Genomic DNA, 16,847 nt, shown 5'->3' on the forward strand with positions numbered 1-16,847 from the left:
ATCTTATTAATTTATTATTTACTAAAATATTGTTACTAAGTAATTTTTTATTTTTTAGAGATGGTGGGAGTATCCCCCTACCTTTAAAACATGATACATTTAAGTTTTCTCACCTGATAACAAACAGTCGTGAAACTAAATTTTAAGGATTTGAAAAAATGATATTTTTTACAACTATTTTTATTCTCTAAATTTTATGTCAGATTCGCATGTAGTGAAATACATATCTTATTTGCTTCATTTTTTCTTAGTGCAGTAAATATGTAATCCGCGGAATTTTTCCAATCTATAAAATACCTTTTACCGTTTTTTGCATTTCCTGTCTAAGTAGTAATTTTAAAATTATCCAATCAGTCTCAAGCTTATTACTGGTAACATAGGCCTCATTTCTATTATCTGTTATGAGAAACAAAAATTTGATACAATAAAAAATAATGATAAAAGAATAAATCTGTACATAATATTCATGTAATTAAACTTATAAGAAATACAAATATTTCTATTTGTATTTCTTGCTCTTTCATTTTTTCTATTCAATAACTCCCAACTCAATCAAATCTTTCTTACCAGAACGTCCAGGTCTGTAATAAGCCTCTCCTTTAATTTCTGCTGGAATTTTATATACTAAATTAGTGGTTTTCGTAGTTAATGGATTAATCTGTCCAAGTAACCCCCAACCATCTGATAGTATGGTTTCTGAGTGATCAAAATTATATTCTTTTCCATTATAATTAATCAATACTTCTCCATCCATTAACATTCTACTTTCATCACTTATATTTTTGAAAGTTGTGTTTAAAATTAAATAACGGATTCCCTCTTCTTTTTTAAGTTCTGTAAATTGATTCCCAGTTTTTACCTTATCTTCTATACTTATTTTTTTCACTGTTACTTCAAAATACTCTGTCTGTAGAGGCTCTCCTATTTTTACCAAATTAGAAGAATTCTCTGTAATAGAAGTTTTAGAAGTTGAAGAAGATACAGAATCTTTTTTATCTTTCCCCAGACTTCCATAAGCAATAAATGCAAAGAATACAACGGTTAAAGCTGAAACTAAGGTTTTAAAATGTTTGTTCATAGTATTAAATTTTAAATTTATATATAATTGATTTTTTGAAAAATATAAAAGGAAGGAGAAACCCTAATAAATAAAATAACAAATCTATTATATCAAAAGTTCCATCAAGTAATTGAAATAATTGTAGTAATTCAGACCCGATTGCTATAAAAGGAATTATTATAAACCAAATTACATTTTCCACAGATATTATATTTTTCCAAGTGTAAAGTGTAAAACAGACATAAGAAAAAACATATAGCCCATCTGGCAGAGAAAATAATATCCAATCAGGGATATATCTGATAAAAGAAATGGAATATTCTCTTAATTCCTGTAAAAATTCTTGTATACCTACTAGTTCACTCCATGAAAAAATTCTTAAAGAAAAAGCCCTAAAAAATACATATATTAGACTGCCTATCAATAAACTACTGCTACCCCCAATTATTAGGTATTTTTTTTGTTTAGTAAAAGAATTATTGATTGTTTCCAAATAAAATTCTAATTTTAATTTATGCCTCCAATTCCAAAAAGCAGAATTAATTTAAACGATAAAAGCGTGGATATTGAACTTATTAACACAAGAGGTTCGCCTGAATCCATATACGCAATAAAAACATCCCACGCCATTTTGACGCAAATGTTAATATTTAGCTAGTGTGTGAAATATTTGAAAACTGGCGATTTTCTGGTTATCACTAAAGCTAACGCTTATATTTTTTTATTCTAAAATTTTTAATTTCATATAAATTCTGATATTTTAAAAAATCTACTTTACAAAAATAAAATATATTATTAATATAATATCAAAATAAAATTTCTTTTAAATAAAATTTTTCTTTATATACATAATCATAATATTAATTTTTCCGAATTATTTTAACAAAAAAACCCATAAAACATTATTAATTAATGCATTATGGGTTAAATTTAGTAGCGAGGAGCAGACTTGAACTGCCGACCTTTGGGTTATGAATCCAACGCTCTAACCACCTGAGCTACCTCGCCGATTAATTCGAGGTGCAAATATAACGGGATTTCATTAAATTACAAAATATTTAATCTTAAAAGTTGATTTTTAACTTTATGCTTTAGGTAAAAATATTTCAGCTAACATACATCGTACACTTCCCCCTCCATATTTTTCAATAGTAGGTATGTTAAATACCAATATTTGAGTGTATTTGTTTATTACATTAATTTGACCAGCGTCTAATGATTGATAAGCCGTATTGGACATGACAAGAAATTTATCTTTTTTATCATTTTCCAGCTGTAAAGAATTGCCTAAAAAAAGATTCATTTGTTCTTCTGAAATGCTTATTACTTCTTTTTTCGTAGTATGTAAAAAATCTAATACTAATTTTCTTTCTTTAATGTTCTGAATGGAATCTTTACATATTATTGCGAAATCTTCAGTTACGCTCATCATCACATTGGTATGATAAACCGGATATCTTTTATCCTCTTTTACTTGAGTGGAATGAAAGACTATGGGTGAAAATTCCAAATCTTCACAAAATTCAATAAAAAGTTCTTCATCAGTTCTTTCTGAAATGGCAGCGTAAGCGATTTGATTACTACGGTCTAATACCATACTTCCGGTTCCTTCTAAAAAAATATTTTCTTCTTCCGCTTTACTGTAATCTATTATTTCATTTATAATAAATCCTTCTTGCTCTATACTATCCAAGATGTCTTCTCTCCTTTCCAACCTTCTATTCTTAGCAAACATAGGATAGAGTATAACTTTACCATCAGAATGAAAAGAAATCCAGTTATTAGGAAAGATGGAATCAGGCTTATGAGGTTGATCGGTGTCTTTTATAACAATTACGTTAATTCCGAATTTTCTTAGTTTTTCAACCATATTCCTAAATTCTTCCAAGGCTCTTTCCTGAACTGATTCCGCTGAAAGTGAATCGTTTTGTTGAAAAAAATTATTTACTGCTGTTTGCTGATTGAACCCAAATGCAACAGGTTCTATCATTAGCACAGTATCGGTTATTTGCTTACTAATCATTTTTTCGTATTAAAGGTAAGGTGGAACATCTTAGAAGGCCTCCCATTTTTGATACTTCATGATAAGGAACCGTTTCTACTTTAATATTCCAATCGTTTTCTAAGAAATTATTGAGCCTTACAAATTTCTCCTCAGATATAACTACATCGGGTGATATGGAAAATACATTTGTATTCATGTAATATAATTCTTCTTCTGTCACTTCAAAAACATTATTTGTGCCAAAAAAATCAAGTAGGAAGTGATAATCTTTTTCATTAACAAATCCTCCTTTATATAGAACAGCTTTATTATTTCCTAAGGGCATAAATGTACAGTCTAAATGTAGAATTCCTTTTCTAGGATTTTTATCATCTTTTTTTAACGGTAAATTTATAAATGTTTTTGACGGATATAATTCTTTTAAATAATCAAGAGCATATTTATTTGTTCTTGCTGTTTTTATACGGTCAAAATCATTTCCCTCATAAGCGCTACAAAAAATAACATCGTCATGAAGTATTATATCTCCCCCTTCTACATTTGCTTTTTTGGGGAGGTTATAAATATTTTGAAAATATATGGATTGAAATATTTCTTTATAAGCTTGTTGCTCTTCTGCTCTATCTGATATCATGTTGGAGACAATAATACTATCTTCTATGACAAAAGCTACATCTCTTGCAAAAACTTGATTATAATCCTTTAAAATTTCGGGAGATAAAACTTCAACATCATATTTTAAAAGAACTTTTTCAAATTCTTTCATTTCATGGATTACCGCTGCTTCTATCGGATAGGTATTATTTTTTACATTTTCATACGATTTCGCATCATAGGTTTCACTTAATTCAGGAGTTTTGCCCATCGAATAAGGCTGACCTAAAACAACAACTTTCAGCTTTGATGTTTCATTCTTTATATTTAGATGCATAACATTCATATAGTTAATTGATTAAAAAATCAAAATTAGTCCAAAATTACAGAAAATTTATTTTCTACATACTTATACTTTCCTTCAATTTTCAATAAAATGTTTTTATCTAATTTATTTGCTCTCAGTCTCAAAAATTTTTTCATATTGCTTTATAATATTGTCTTTTGAAAATCTGTTTTTGATTGAATTTTTAATATTATCTTTATTGTATTTCTGGCCTAGGGATTGTTTTATTTGTTTTGCAAAGCTTTCATGGTCTTCAATAGCTAAAATTTTTCCATTAATATCTTCTTCTATGATTTCATTTATTCCTCCTTTACAATTATTTGCTAAAGAAAATGTTCCGGTAGCTCCAGCTTCGAGCAATACATTTGGAAATCCTTCATATCTAGAGGAAAGGATAAATAAATCGGCATTTTTCAAATACGGATAAGGATTAGTAATTTTACCTAAAAAATTGACATTTTTTAATTGTAAATTTTCTTTTAATTGGAATAATTTATCTTTATCATTTCCTTCTCCTATTATATGTAAGAATATAGGATCATCTTTAAGATGCGAAAAAACTTTTAAAAGGTTATCAAAGCCTTTACGATAAGAAAGGTTTCCTATGGCTACTACATTTTTGTATTGATCAGAAAATGGAAAAATCATATTTCCAGTAGATTTTTCATTTATTAAATCAATATCAACGGGGTTGTTGATTTTTTTAATTTTACTTTCACGAATTTTAATATTTTTTACCAGATCATTTTTCATGTCATCACTCTGTGCGATGATGGTACGAAAATTATTATAAAAACGATAAAAAAATTTAATTTCCGGACGGATTACGTGTTGGGAAACTATATTTGTTTCCCTGGCAATAAAATGGATGTTTGGAAAAAAGGGAATTATTGGTGCTAAATATGCTGAAATTTCTCCCCATCCGCCAAAAACTATATCGGGTTTCAATTTTCTTAATACAGAGAGAATGGGAAAAAATGCATTTCTTATTCTTGTTGTTTTTATATCTATAATTTCAATATTTTTATCTAAAACCTCAAGATAATATCCTTCTTTTCTCATTAATAAGAGCTTAGGAATAAACTTATTTTTGTCTAAATTATTTATCAGTAAAGTTATAATCCTCTCTGCTCCTCCCATATTTAAATCCGGAAGTATAAATAGTATTGTTTTCATTTACACTTTATTATTTATATATCCTTCGGTAGCATTTTCATTAGACTTAATCTGTGCAATATTTCCTATAACAACTGAATTGTCCGGCACATCTTCAGTAACGTAAGCATTTGGGGCTATCAAAACATTATTTCCTATAGTAATTTTCCCAATTAATACAGCATTAGAACCAATCCATACCTCGTCTCCTATAATAGGAACACCTGCTTTTTTTCCTCTATTTGCTCTACCTATGGTAACTCCTGGAGCAATGTTACAGTTTTTACCAATCTTTACTTCGGGATTGATGATAACCGTACCCCAATGTCCTAGGTAAAAACCTTCACCTATTTGTGTTTCGGGGTATATTTGAAAGCCGTATTTGGTTTGATAATGATAAAGAATAATGCGATACAGCATTCCCAAAATTGAATTTTTTTTATATTTTGAAGCTTTTCTTAGAAAATATATATATCGAAAATTAGGATTTACGAGTGATTTTCCTACAAATCTTCCCGGCCATCTCCCATGAATTCTGTAATAATCTTTTTGTATAAGTGTATGTGACATTTTTTTATAGGCTATCTAAAATATTAGTTAATTTAACTACTGCATTTTCTAAAGTAAAAGGCAATTCTTTGCTGTTCATCTCTTTAACATATCTTTCAGGAATATCTGAATGAGACAAAAATTCTTTCATTCCTTCATATATGCCTTCTTCGGAATTTTCAACAATTTTTCCAAATTTTCCATTTTCTAATATTTCGTTAACACCGGAAACATCTGTAGCTATTATTGGTTTTTTCAAGGTTAATGCTTCAAATAATACGGTAGGATATCCTTCATACCGTGAGGATAAAATGAAATAATCTGCATTTATAAAAAAAGGATACGGATTTTCCTGATATCCCGTCATAATAACGGTATCGTCAACTTTTAGGTCCTTTATAAGGCTAGTAATATTTTTAAAGTCATATCCGTCTCCCACTATATAAATTTTATGCTTAAATCCTTCTTTCAAAAGTTTTTTATGCATTTTAATGAGCCTATCAAACCCTTTTTGAGGAAAAACAGTTCCTACTGTAACAAAAGTCTTTACTTCTCTAGATTTAATGAAAGTAAAATTAATTTTTTCTTTTGATTTATTTATGATCTCTTCTGAATCTATGGGATTATAAATTCTAATTAATTTTTCTTTTTCTTCTTCTATTGTGGCTAATTTTTCAAACTCTGATTTTATTTTTTCTGATATAACCCAAATTTTATCCGACTTAAAAAATTTTTTTAGTTTACGGGTAGTGTATTCAGGAATGCTAAATAAATCGTTATGTACCCATACTATTTTCTTAGATGTTTTGACCGGACTTTTGAGAACTTCTTCCAAGAGCCTATGATTGGCTATTAGTTCTATATCATAATTTCGTTTTTTTAGAATAAACTTATAGAGTAGCTTAGGAAATAATTTTAATAATTCTTCATAAGATCTGCGATATACTTTTACAGGTATTTCCCAGGGTTTATTTGTAGGAATCATATTTCCTTTATGAAGATGATAAATCTTGATCCAACTTGGTACCTCTTCTAAATATTTACCTGATTTAAGATTTAATAATAAATCTATTTCGTACTTATTTTCAGGTATATTTTTCAAAAAAGTTACTAATACTTTCTCTGCTCCTCCATGTCTTAAGGAACCGATTCTAATAAGTATTTTCTTTTTTTTATTTATTCTTTCAAGAGATTTTCCCATAAGTTTAAAAAATTATCTTTTTTCCACTTTTTAGATTCTTCGAAAGAAGATTTATTTAACTTTTTTAATAAATCTTCATCATCTACTAATATTTGGAATTTTTTTCTAAAATCTTTTTCATCATGATGTTTAACAAGAAAACCGTTTTTTTCGTTGATTATTGAGGAAGGACCGAATTCACAATCATAAGATATTAGAGCATTGCTACAAAACATAGATTCTACCAATACTAATCCAAATGCTTCTGTTTCCGAAGCTAATACCAATATTTTACTTTTTTTCATGTATTCACAAACTTCTTCTTTATTTTTATTACCGATAAGTACTATATTGTTAACTGAATTTTTATGTATAAATTCATCCAAATATTTTTTTTCAGGTCCATCCCCTATTATCACTAATTTCCATAAATTAGTATTTGATAAGCTAAAATACATTTCTACAATTTGTCTTATATTTTTTTCAGGATGTAATCTGCCAACGAACAAAACTATATTTTCCTTTTTTTCTAAAGATATGAAAGGCACACTTTCAAAAGGCTCTCCTATAATATTATGTATAAGTATACTATGGGGATTTATTCTTTTATAATGTTTTTCCGATTCTTTATTTATATAAATTATTCCTTTCAAATTTTTATAATAGGGACGCATAATTGTATACCAAAATAATCCTCCCATTCTGTAATTAACATGCTCCCATGCCCATGTTTTCTTATTTATTATTTTCATAGTGGACAACATGCTGGAAAGAGTATATCTACAAGAAATTATCGTATCATAGTTTTGATGATTTTTTATTAGCCATTTTTTTAACAATCGGTATACACCATATTGATAAATATAATTTTTTAAATTTTGTTTTTTGGGCAGCCATGAAAAGTATTTATTTATAAATACCATCGCTCGGAATGATTTTGTATTTCCAAAAGAATTTAAAATCATGGTCTTAATATTGGAATTTAGATCGTATATAAATTTTTCGTTACCATCAAGACATAAGACAGTTATATCAAATTTATTGCATAATTCATTCATTAAATTAGCCAAAACTGATTGAACTCCTCCCGGCTTACCAAGCGAATAAGTTATAAACAATAATTTTTTCATATATTTTATCAGCTATTTTTATTTTTTAAATAGTATATGTAGCTAAAAGGTAAAGCAAATACACTTATAATTTTAATTATAGGATTTTTTATGCTTGTTATATTGGATGTTAACGTTTTATTATTTAAAAAAGAATAAAATTGAAAACCTATTAAGTTTCTTACTAATGTTTTCGGATATGCAAATAGCTGATAGTTATAATTGTTTAGCATAGCTTTATAACCTTCTCTTAATCCAAAGATATTCTTACCTTTCCAACGGGTATTAGAAATAGATTTGGAATCATTATCATCTTTATGATATATACGAATTACTTTATTGATAAATTTTGTTTTTAATCCCTGGGAATCGTAAGTAGTAAAAAAAACGCTTTGTGGAATATATCCTTTGTTTTCATAAATGGAATAATCATATTTATCTAGCTCTTTTAGATAGCTTTTAGTTATAAAAATACCACTTTTATCTCCTCTTACTTTATATTTATAGCGCATTTCCAGAATGGAACCTGTAAAACCATCTCCCGGAAATAAATTTCCCACTAAATTACCTTCAGTATCTGCAGAATGACCAATAACGCCTATAAACTGATCTTGATTCTTAATTTTTGAAACTTCTTTGTATAAAATTTCGAATGAATCTTGTGGCCAACTATCATCTGAATCAATAATTACAAAATAAGGTGTTTTTACTTTTTTTATACCTTCAAAAACAGTAATGAATTTATGTCTGTTTTTACCTTGAAAATATTTTATTTCTATAAGATTTTCATTACTAAATTTATTCGCTAATTCTTGCGTATTGTCCGTAGATCCATCATCCATTATAATCCATACAAAATTTTTAAATACTTGTTTTTTAAGAGATTCATATAATCTATTTAAAGTATGTGCTCTATTATAAGTAGGTGTAATTACTGTTATTTTAGAATCTGTATTCATTAAATTCTTGTTATTTTACTCTAAAAGAAGATTTTCAATTTTTTTATATATTTTTTCTGGAGAAAAATTATCTTTACATTTTTTATTATTTTCAACAAAAAATTCTGATTTTTCCTGATCTTGCAACAAAGTTTTCATTCCATCATATAAGGCTTGTTCATTGTTACTAGGTATAAATATACCATTTTCCTGATCAACCATCATTTCTCTTATTCCTCCTACATCTGTCGTAATAATTGGTTTTGATAGTATAAGACTTTCTGCAATAACTAACGGATAGGCTTCTGAAAAAGAAGGAAGTATAAAATAATCTGCCTCTTTAATGAAAGGATATGGATTTTTATATTCTCCTAAAAAAATAAATGTTTCTTCTATATTAAGTTCTTTTATTCTATTTTTTAATTCATTTTTATATTCTCCGTCTCCTACTATATATATTTTATGATATAATCCATTATTTATAAGTTTTTTATGAGCTTCTATCAAAAGTTGGTAACCTTTTCCAGGTTTTATTCTTCCAACTGAAATAAATGATTTTATTGAATCGTTTTTACTGGAGCTGATGTTTACTTGTGCTTGATGTTTAGATTTGGCTATAATATTGTTAACATCAATAGGATTATAAATTACTTTGGCATTTTTTTCTATTTTTTGATTAAAGCTTTTTGCACTTTCCATGGTTTGACGTGAAACATAGACCATTGTATCAAATTTTAAAAATTTTGCAACAAAACTTTGTTTATCTCCATGTATGGTAATATTTTTTATATCACCATGCATCCACCCTATTTTTTTTGATTTTCGATTGGGACTATTCAACACATCATTATAATTATAATGAAAAAATCCTATTTCTACTTGATGTTCGTACAATTTTAGTTTTTTATATAATAAATGTGGAAATTGATTATAAAACTTTAACTTACAGGATCTTATTACTAATTGAATTTTTTTAAGTAATGAGTTTGAACTCATAAACTCTTTTCCTATTCCAATATATTGAACATTTATATCTTTTGAGATATCTTTTATTAATTTTCCTTGATAAAGATTTAATAATAAGGTTACTTCAAATTTATTTTTATCCAAATGATTTAAAATATTTAATAAAACTTTTTGGACACCTCCAGTTTCCATGGAACGAATTCTAAAAAGCACTTTAATTTTTTTATTTTCTTTCATTGAAAATTAATCCTGATTTTTAACTGCTTAAATTTTTTAAGTAATGTTTTTATAACAAATATAATTTATATTTTTAAATCAAAATTTACCCAATTTTTACATTTTTTAATTTTATTGTACTTATTTAATTCTTTTATTATAATCAAATGACCTCAATTATTCTTTAAAGTATTCTAATTTTAAACTTGTAAAATAGAATAATTATTTTATTATATTAAAATGGGACTTTTTTTTATGCTAGTCTTAAAAATAACATAAATCTATTATTATAACATTAATATTTATTTAAATTTTAGGTTTTTAATATATTTGCTATTATGAAATTTTATAAAAATTACTTACTATTTTATATTTTAATAATAGGAAATTTATTTTACGGCCGAAATAGTGATTCTACTTTTATTCCAATTTATGATACTATTAAAAAACCAAAAGTGGGATTGGTTTTAAGTGGTGGTGGTGCTAAAGGATTTGCTCATGTTGAAGTTATTGAAGCTATAGAAAAGGCAGGAATTAAAATTGACTATATAAGTGGTACCAGCATGGGTGCAATTGTTGGTTCTTTATATGCTGCTGGATATTCTCCCAAAGAAATGAAGAATATTATTAACAGCATTGACTTTAATGAACTTTTTTTACAAGATAGAAATCGAAATTTTATTCCTTTTTTTGATAAATCTTATAGGGAAAAATATATTCTAACCTTACCTATTTCTAATTTTAAGGTTGTTCTTCCCTCTGCATTAAGCAGAGGTCAGGGTCCTTTAATGTTATTAACCAATCTTCTTTACAATGTTCATGATGTACATGATTATTCTAAGCTTCCCATACCTTTTCTATGTATAGCAACTAATTTAGAAACCGGAGATGAAGAGCAATTAGAAAACGGTTTTCTACCATTAAGTGTGTTGGCCAGTGGAGCTTATCCTTCTCTTATTGAACCGGTTAAGATTGATGATAAAATTTTAATTGACGGAGGAATTGTTAATAATTTTCCTTCCAGAGCCTTACGAAATAAAGGAATGGACATTATTATCGGGGTTGATTTGGGTAGCGGATTACAAAAAGCTAATGAAATCAATTCCATACTCAATATAATTAATCAAATTATAAGTTATCGCATAAATATTAAAACAGATTTTGAAAGAAGTTACGTAGATTTATTAATTAAGCCCGATTTAAAAGATTATAATGTAACAGATTTTGACAAAAAAGATTCTATTTTTAATAAAGGAAAATTAGCTGGAGAAAAAGCTTTTCCGGAATTATTAAAAATTGCAAAAATTCAAGGTAAATCGAAGGATGTTAGGCCTAGAATAAATGAATTGCCTTCTGATAAAAATTTATTTATTACAAAGCTTTCCATTATTGGTGAATCTTCCAAAGATTCCATTTATATTAAGAGAAAATTAGGTTTAACTTTACCTCAAAATACATCTATCACTAAATTAGATAAAGGTGTTTCTGCCTTATATTCTACAGGCAATTATAAAAGAGTTTATTATGAGCTTACTTCTGATAATTTTTTAGAAAGTCAACATGTAAATTTATATTTAGATAAAAAAGATAACAATTCAATTAGGTTCGGACTTCATTATGATGATGTTTATAAAACCTCTCTTTTAACAAACATCACTCTTAATAAACTACTCCTTGACAATTCAAATTTGTCCATAGATGTAATTTTTGGAAATAATTTCAGAGCTAATATCAATTATTTTATTGATAATGGAATTTTACCGAGCATTGGATCTAATACAACATTTAATTCGTTTAATTTTAATTATTCTGATATGAAAAAAAGCGAATACTCATTTAATCGTATTCGTTATTTCAATCAACAAATATATCTACAATCAACTTTAAAAGAAAAATACGCAATCGGTACAGGTATAGAGTATAATTTTATGCGTATCTCTCCTTTTTCATACAATTATAAAGATGATTCAAAAAGTTTCAAAAAGGATGAAAGCTTTTTCTATAATCCTTATTTTTATATAAAAGCAGATACTAGAGATAATTCAAATTTTCCATTTAAAGGTTTCAAATTAGACGCCTCTGCTAAATATATATTCTATTCAAATGCTTCTAATTTTAATAAATTTTCAATAATTAAAAGTCAATTGAATTACTCTATTCCTATTGGTCGTAGATTAGCTTTGGAAAATCAGCATTATTTAGGTGTTTCATTTAACGCACTTCCATTACAATACAAATATTCCATGGGAGGATATTTTGAACAAGAATTTTTAAATTTTACTAAATTTTTAGGATTACCTTTTGCTTATAAGACCGGTGACCAATATTTTTCTTTATATTCTTCATTAAATTACAAAGTACTTAAAAATCATTATCTTAAAGTATACTCTAATTTAGCTAATATAAAAGACGAATTTAAAGATATAAGATTTTTTAAATACAAATATTTCAGCTATGGAATGGGTTACGGATATGATAGTCCCTTTGGACCTATAAACCTACTTTATTCCTACTCTACTAATCAAAACAAAGGAGTATTTAGTGTAGCCTTAGGCTACTGGTTTTAAATTCATTTTTCTACATTTTGATATATGTTGATAAATATTAGAAATAATTTATCAACATTTTTTTTCTATTCTTAGTTTGTATATTCCAATTCTTTTAAAAAAATTATAATACACCTTTAAAAAATTAATAATTTTAAAAATATTAAAATAAATTTCAAAATTATATACATTTTTATTAATTATTATTTCGAATTTTATTTACTAATTTTAATTTTGTTACTCATAAATTAACAAATATGATAAATTACTTTTCTAAAAATGATTTTATTTTAAAAAATAAATTAAAAAGAAAGAAATGGTTAAAAGAGACTATTGAAAATGAAGGTTTTCGTTTAGGAAATATCAATTATATTTTTTGTTCAGATGAACAATTATTAGATATTAACATTCAATATTTAAATCACGATTATTATACAGATATAATTACTTTTGATTATAAAGAAAATCATATTATTTCAGGTGATATATTTATTTCAACTGATAGGGTTAAAGAAAATGCAATTATTAATAATGAAGAGTTTGATGATGAACTTAACCGAGTATTAGTTCATGGAATTTTACATATAATAGGATACAAGGACAAAATGGATGAGGATATAAAACTTATGAGAGAAAAGGAAAATACATATATAAACTTATTTAAAAATAATTAAAATTAATACTTTAAAAATTTGTTTCACGTGAAACATATATAAATATGATATTAGAAAAATACGATGTAATTGTTGTTGGCGGTGGTCATGCTGGTTCAGAAGCTGCTGCTGCTGCTGCTAATTTAGGTTCAAAAACCCTTTTAATAACTATGAATCTACAAACCATTGGTCAAATGTCTTGTAACCCAGCTATGGGTGGTATAGCTAAAGGTCAAATTGTTAGAGAAATTGATGCATTAGGAGGATTATCCGGAATTGTTACAGATAAAACGATGATTCAATTCAAGATGCTTAATCTTTCTAAAGGTCCAGCTATGTGGAGCCCCAGAGCACAATCTGATAGAATGAGATTTTCAGAAGAATGGAGATTACAGTTGGAAAATATATCTAATTTAGATTTTTTTCAAGATATGGTTATTGGTTTATTAACTGAAAATAATAAAGTAATTGGAGTTAAAACCTATATGGGAGCAAAAATATATGCTAAATCTGTAATATTAACCAATGGAACGTTTTTGAATGGATTAATTCATATTGGAATTAAACAATTTGGTGGGGGCAGAATGGGTGAAAAAGCTGCATTTGGCATTACAGAAAATTTAATTGAATTAGGATTTGAAGCTGGAAGAATGAAAACAGGTACACCCCCTCGAGTAGACGGCAGAAGTATAGATTTTTCTAAAATGGAAGAACAAAAAGGAGATGCAAATCCTCAAAAATTTTCTTATACAAATACACCTACACTTCATAAACAAAAAAGTTGTTATATTACTTATACTAATACAAAGGTTCATGAAGTTTTACGTGAAGGTTTTGAAAGATCTCCTCTATTTAATGGTACGATTAAGAGTACAGGACCTAGATATTGTCCATCTATAGAAGATAAAATTAACAGATTTGCTGATAGAGAAAGACATCAAATATTTGCAGAACCTGAAGGATGGCAAACTATAGAATATTATATAAATGGTTTTAGCACATCATTACCTGATGATATACAAATAAAAGCTATACAATTAATTCCAGGTTTAGAAAAAGCTAAATTTTTTAGACCAGGTTATGCTATTGAATATGATTATTTTCCTCCTACTCAATTAAAAAATACTTTAGAAACAAAAAATATTGATAATTTATATTTTGCAGGACAAATAAATGGTACAACCGGTTATGAAGAAGCTGCTGCTCAAGGACTCATAGCAGGTATCAATGCTTCATTAAAAAATAAAAACAAAGAACCTTTTATTCTTAATAGAAATGAAGCTTATATTGGTGTTCTAATAGATGATCTAGTAACAAAAGGCACTGAAGAACCTTATAGGATGTTTACTTCTAGAGCTGAATATAGGATGAGTTTAAGACAAGATAATGCTGATGAAAGATTAACTCCACTAAGTCATAAAATAGGTTTAGCATCTGAAGAAAGAATGAAAAATTTAGAAATTAAAAATAGAGAAACTTCCTCTTGTATAGAATTTATCAAATCTTTATCTATAACTAAAGATGATACAAATCCTATTTTAATTCAAAAAAAATCTACTCCTATATCTCAAACTGTTAAGGCTGATTCAATTTTGGTTAGACCTAATATATATTTACAAGATTTAAAAGAAATTCCATCCATTAATAATTTTTTAAATACAAATAATTTTTCAGAAGAAGTTCTTGAACAAGTTGAAATAAAAATTAAGTACAAAGGTTATATAGACAAAGAACTTGAAAATGTTGAAAAATTAAATAGACTAGAAAATATTAAAATTCCTTTAAACTTTGATTACAATAAATTAAATAGTATATCAACAGAAGCAAAACAAAAGTTAATAAAATTTAAACCTGAAACAATAGGACAGGCAAGTAGAATTAGTGGTGTTTCTCCTTCTGATATAAATGTTTTATTAATTTACATGGGAAGATAAATACACTGATATACACTTCTAATTTATTTATATGTTCCACGTGGAACATATAAATAAATTAATAATTATATAATGAAAATTTATAAAAAACATAATGAAAATTAAAGATCATTTCTTGACTAATGAAACTTTTGAAGTAAAAGAAAGTGAATATAATGATATTTTAAAAACATATGATTTACCTTATGATATAGCTAAATATTATGATAGCGATAAATATTTATCTCATAATAAAGACAATTCATTAAAAGCTAAAATATATTCTCTTATTCAAAAGTTGAATGAAAAATATAAATTAAAAATTATTAAAAAATATAAATCATCCGGAAAAATATTAGATTATGGTTGCGGAGACGGATCATTTTTACAATTTATGCAAAGTAAAAATTTTTCAGTAATTGGATTTGAACCTAATAAAAAAGCAGCTAAACAAACTGAATTAAAAATAGGTATAAAACATATAACTTCTTCTCTTGAAACTATTGATGATAATTCTTTGGATATAATTACTCTTTGGCATGTGTTAGAACACATACCAAATCCAGAAGAAATTTTATTACAACTAAAATCAAAATTAAAAAATAATGGATATCTACTAATAGAATTACCTAATCATAAATCTTATGATGCAAAATTTTATACAGAACATTGGGCAGCTTGGGATGTACCCAGACATATATTTCATTATGGAAAAAATGGAGCAATAAACTTTTTTACTCAAAATAAATTTAAAGTAATTAAAACTTATCCTCTACCCTTTGATAGTTTTTACATTTCATTAATAAGTGAAAATTATGCTCAAAATTCACTAGGAATACTAAGATTTCCTTTTATAGGAACAATATCAAATTTAAAAGGTTTAAAAGATGGAAATTATTCTTCAGTTATATATATATTAAATAAATAATTTATTATAACTTTTGAAACAGATAATAAATCATTTTTAATTTACTAAAAAAATAAATTAAATTTAGATAATAGTAACAACATTACAATAAAATTAATATTAAAAATACATAATAATAAATTTTTACTAAATCAGAATGAAATAATAATTCACCTAATTAATAATAATTAAGAAGATAAATTAACAATTTTAGATCAACAATAAATTGATATTCAGTTTAAAATACTTGGACTAACAACTATAAATAAATCAAAAAATATAATTACACAAAAAATTATATATATTAAAAAAAATAGATTATCAATATTATATGAAACTAAAAATCACAAAATAAATTAGATTTTTTATAGAAAATATTATGAAAGGTATAAAATATTACCACCACAAAACTCCTAATTTTTTCAATGGCATCATGGCTAAAAGTAAAAATATTAAGAAATAAATATCATTGCTGAAATTTTTATCAATTATTTTCCTTTCATTTATATTATCTTTATTAGTTACTAAAATACATAGTAAGAATATGTAAAGAGAAATACACATATTAGAAAACCATCTAAGAGCATCACACCCTAAAAAAAACATTATAAAAGTTAAAACTGAAGGTAAATAGATAATTCTATATTTTTTTAAATTAATACATAATAATCTGCAAAAAATCACTATTATATATCCAATTGAAAGAAAAT

The 16,847-nt window shown here is 26.0% G+C and carries 15 protein-coding genes and 1 tRNA gene; 5 read left to right on the top strand and 11 right to left on the bottom strand.

The window, feature by feature from the left end:
- Positions 1-529 precede the first annotated feature (529 nt).
- The gene (locus M3Z80_RS05640; RefSeq protein WP_293918376.1) at positions 530-1,078 is read right to left on the bottom strand and encodes a DUF4352 domain-containing protein; all 549 of its coding nucleotides are present in this window, start codon (positions 1,076-1,078) and stop codon (positions 530-532) included.
- A 496-nt stretch (positions 1,079-1,574) separates the two neighbouring features.
- On the opposite strand from M3Z80_RS05640, the gene M3Z80_RS05645 reads away from it, so the two are divergent.
- Entirely contained in the window at positions 1,575-1,718 is a 144-nt protein-coding gene (locus tag M3Z80_RS05645; RefSeq protein WP_293918378.1) for a hypothetical protein, read from the top strand.
- Positions 1,719-1,994: 276 nt separating this feature from the next.
- On the opposite strand, the gene M3Z80_RS05650 is transcribed toward M3Z80_RS05645, so the two are convergent.
- From M3Z80_RS05650 to M3Z80_RS05690, 9 genes are all read right to left on the bottom strand, one after another.
- Positions 1,995-2,068 (bottom strand) — tRNA-Met (locus M3Z80_RS05650).
- 76 nt (positions 2,069-2,144) lie between these two features.
- On the bottom strand, positions 2,145-3,083 hold the full coding sequence (gene ctlX / locus M3Z80_RS05655; protein ID WP_293918380.1) for a citrulline utilization hydrolase CtlX: 939 nt from the start codon (positions 3,081-3,083) through the stop codon (positions 2,145-2,147).
- On the bottom strand, positions 3,076-3,996 hold the full coding sequence (locus tag M3Z80_RS05660) for a dimethylarginine dimethylaminohydrolase family protein (protein WP_293918382.1): 921 nt from the start codon (positions 3,994-3,996) through the stop codon (positions 3,076-3,078). The genes ctlX and M3Z80_RS05660 overlap by 8 nt, the downstream gene beginning before the upstream one ends.
- Before the next feature lie 114 nt (positions 3,997-4,110).
- Entirely contained in the window at positions 4,111-5,181 is a 1,071-nt protein-coding gene (locus M3Z80_RS05665; protein WP_293918384.1) for a glycosyltransferase, read from the bottom strand.
- A complete protein-coding gene (locus M3Z80_RS05670; RefSeq protein WP_293918386.1) occupies positions 5,182-5,730 on the bottom strand; it encodes a serine acetyltransferase in 549 nt (182 codons plus the stop codon). It abuts the gene before it with no gap.
- 4 nt (positions 5,731-5,734) lie between these two features.
- A complete protein-coding gene (locus M3Z80_RS05675; protein WP_293918388.1) occupies positions 5,735-6,910 on the bottom strand; it encodes a glycosyltransferase in 1,176 nt (391 codons plus the stop codon).
- Positions 6,886-8,019 carry a glycosyltransferase gene (locus M3Z80_RS05680; protein ID WP_293918390.1) on the bottom strand — a complete coding sequence of 378 codons (1,134 nt, stop codon included), beginning with the start codon at positions 8,017-8,019 and terminating at the stop codon, positions 6,886-6,888. Before M3Z80_RS05680 ends, M3Z80_RS05675 begins: the two co-directional genes overlap by 25 nt.
- Before the next feature lie 8 nt (positions 8,020-8,027).
- Positions 8,028-8,957, bottom strand: a complete 930-nt coding sequence (locus tag M3Z80_RS05685) for a glycosyltransferase family A protein (RefSeq protein WP_293918392.1) — start codon at positions 8,955-8,957, stop codon at positions 8,028-8,030.
- A 15-nt stretch (positions 8,958-8,972) separates the two neighbouring features.
- Positions 8,973-10,139 (bottom strand): glycosyltransferase, encoded by a 1,167-nt coding sequence (locus M3Z80_RS05690; RefSeq protein ID WP_293918394.1) that lies wholly within the window; start codon positions 10,137-10,139, stop codon positions 8,973-8,975.
- 317 nt (positions 10,140-10,456) lie between these two features.
- On the opposite strand from M3Z80_RS05690, the gene M3Z80_RS05695 reads away from it, so the two are divergent.
- The 4 genes from M3Z80_RS05695 to M3Z80_RS05710 all read left to right on the top strand — a co-directional run bounded on the left by M3Z80_RS05695 (position 10,457) and on the right by M3Z80_RS05710 (position 16,158).
- The gene (locus tag M3Z80_RS05695) at positions 10,457-12,685 is read left to right on the top strand and encodes a patatin-like phospholipase family protein (protein WP_293918396.1); all 2,229 of its coding nucleotides are present in this window, start codon (positions 10,457-10,459) and stop codon (positions 12,683-12,685) included.
- A gap of 236 nt (positions 12,686-12,921) precedes the next feature.
- Positions 12,922-13,338, top strand: coding sequence for an rRNA maturation RNase YbeY (gene ybeY, locus M3Z80_RS05700; RefSeq protein WP_293918398.1), 417 nt, complete (start codon positions 12,922-12,924; stop codon positions 13,336-13,338).
- A gap of 44 nt (positions 13,339-13,382) precedes the next feature.
- Positions 13,383-15,251: a tRNA uridine-5-carboxymethylaminomethyl(34) synthesis enzyme MnmG gene (mnmG, locus tag M3Z80_RS05705; RefSeq protein WP_293918400.1), complete on the top strand. Its 1,869-nt coding sequence runs from the start codon at positions 13,383-13,385 to the stop codon at positions 15,249-15,251.
- 94 nt (positions 15,252-15,345) lie between these two features.
- Entirely contained in the window at positions 15,346-16,158 is an 813-nt protein-coding gene (locus M3Z80_RS05710) for a class I SAM-dependent methyltransferase (protein WP_293918402.1), read from the top strand.
- Between the two features lie 375 nt (positions 16,159-16,533).
- Here the strand turns inward: M3Z80_RS05710 and M3Z80_RS05715 are convergent.
- On the bottom strand, positions 16,534-16,847 hold a 314-nt coding region (locus M3Z80_RS05715; protein ID WP_293918404.1), incomplete at its 5' end, for a hypothetical protein.

This window comes from Apibacter sp. (genome assembly GCF_025291155.1).
GTDB lineage: Bacteria > Bacteroidota > Bacteroidia > Flavobacteriales > Weeksellaceae > Apibacter.

What these genes read in the sequence shown, in the direction of transcription:
- ybeY (WP_293918398.1), top strand. Translation starts at nt 12,922, where the DNA reads ATGATAAATTACTTTTCTAAAAATGATTTTATTTTAAAAAATAAATTA.
- mnmG (WP_293918400.1), top strand. Translation starts at nt 13,383, where the DNA reads ATGATATTAGAAAAATACGATGTAATTGTTGTTGGCGGTGGTCATGCT.
- ctlX (WP_293918380.1), bottom strand. Translation starts at nt 3,083, where the DNA reads ATGATTAGTAAGCAAATAACCGATACTGTGCTAATGATAGAACCTGTT.
- M3Z80_RS05670 (WP_293918386.1), bottom strand. Translation starts at nt 5,730, where the DNA reads ATGTCACATACACTTATACAAAAAGATTATTACAGAATTCATGGGAGA.
- M3Z80_RS05710 (WP_293918402.1), top strand. Translation starts at nt 15,346, where the DNA reads ATGAAAATTAAAGATCATTTCTTGACTAATGAAACTTTTGAAGTAAAA.
- M3Z80_RS05665 (WP_293918384.1), bottom strand. Translation starts at nt 5,181, where the DNA reads ATGAAAACAATACTATTTATACTTCCGGATTTAAATATGGGAGGAGCA.
- M3Z80_RS05660 (WP_293918382.1), bottom strand. Translation starts at nt 3,996, where the DNA reads ATGCATCTAAATATAAAGAATGAAACATCAAAGCTGAAAGTTGTTGTT.
- M3Z80_RS05690 (WP_293918394.1), bottom strand. Translation starts at nt 10,139, where the DNA reads ATGAAAGAAAATAAAAAAATTAAAGTGCTTTTTAGAATTCGTTCCATG.
- M3Z80_RS05695 (WP_293918396.1), top strand. Translation starts at nt 10,457, where the DNA reads ATGAAATTTTATAAAAATTACTTACTATTTTATATTTTAATAATAGGA.
- M3Z80_RS05685 (WP_293918392.1), bottom strand. Translation starts at nt 8,957, where the DNA reads ATGAATACAGATTCTAAAATAACAGTAATTACACCTACTTATAATAGA.
- M3Z80_RS05645 (WP_293918378.1), top strand. Translation starts at nt 1,575, where the DNA reads ATGCCTCCAATTCCAAAAAGCAGAATTAATTTAAACGATAAAAGCGTG.
- M3Z80_RS05675 (WP_293918388.1), bottom strand. Translation starts at nt 6,910, where the DNA reads ATGGGAAAATCTCTTGAAAGAATAAATAAAAAAAAGAAAATACTTATT.
- M3Z80_RS05640 (WP_293918376.1), bottom strand. Translation starts at nt 1,078, where the DNA reads ATGAACAAACATTTTAAAACCTTAGTTTCAGCTTTAACCGTTGTATTC.
- M3Z80_RS05680 (WP_293918390.1), bottom strand. Translation starts at nt 8,019, where the DNA reads ATGAAAAAATTATTGTTTATAACTTATTCGCTTGGTAAGCCGGGAGGA.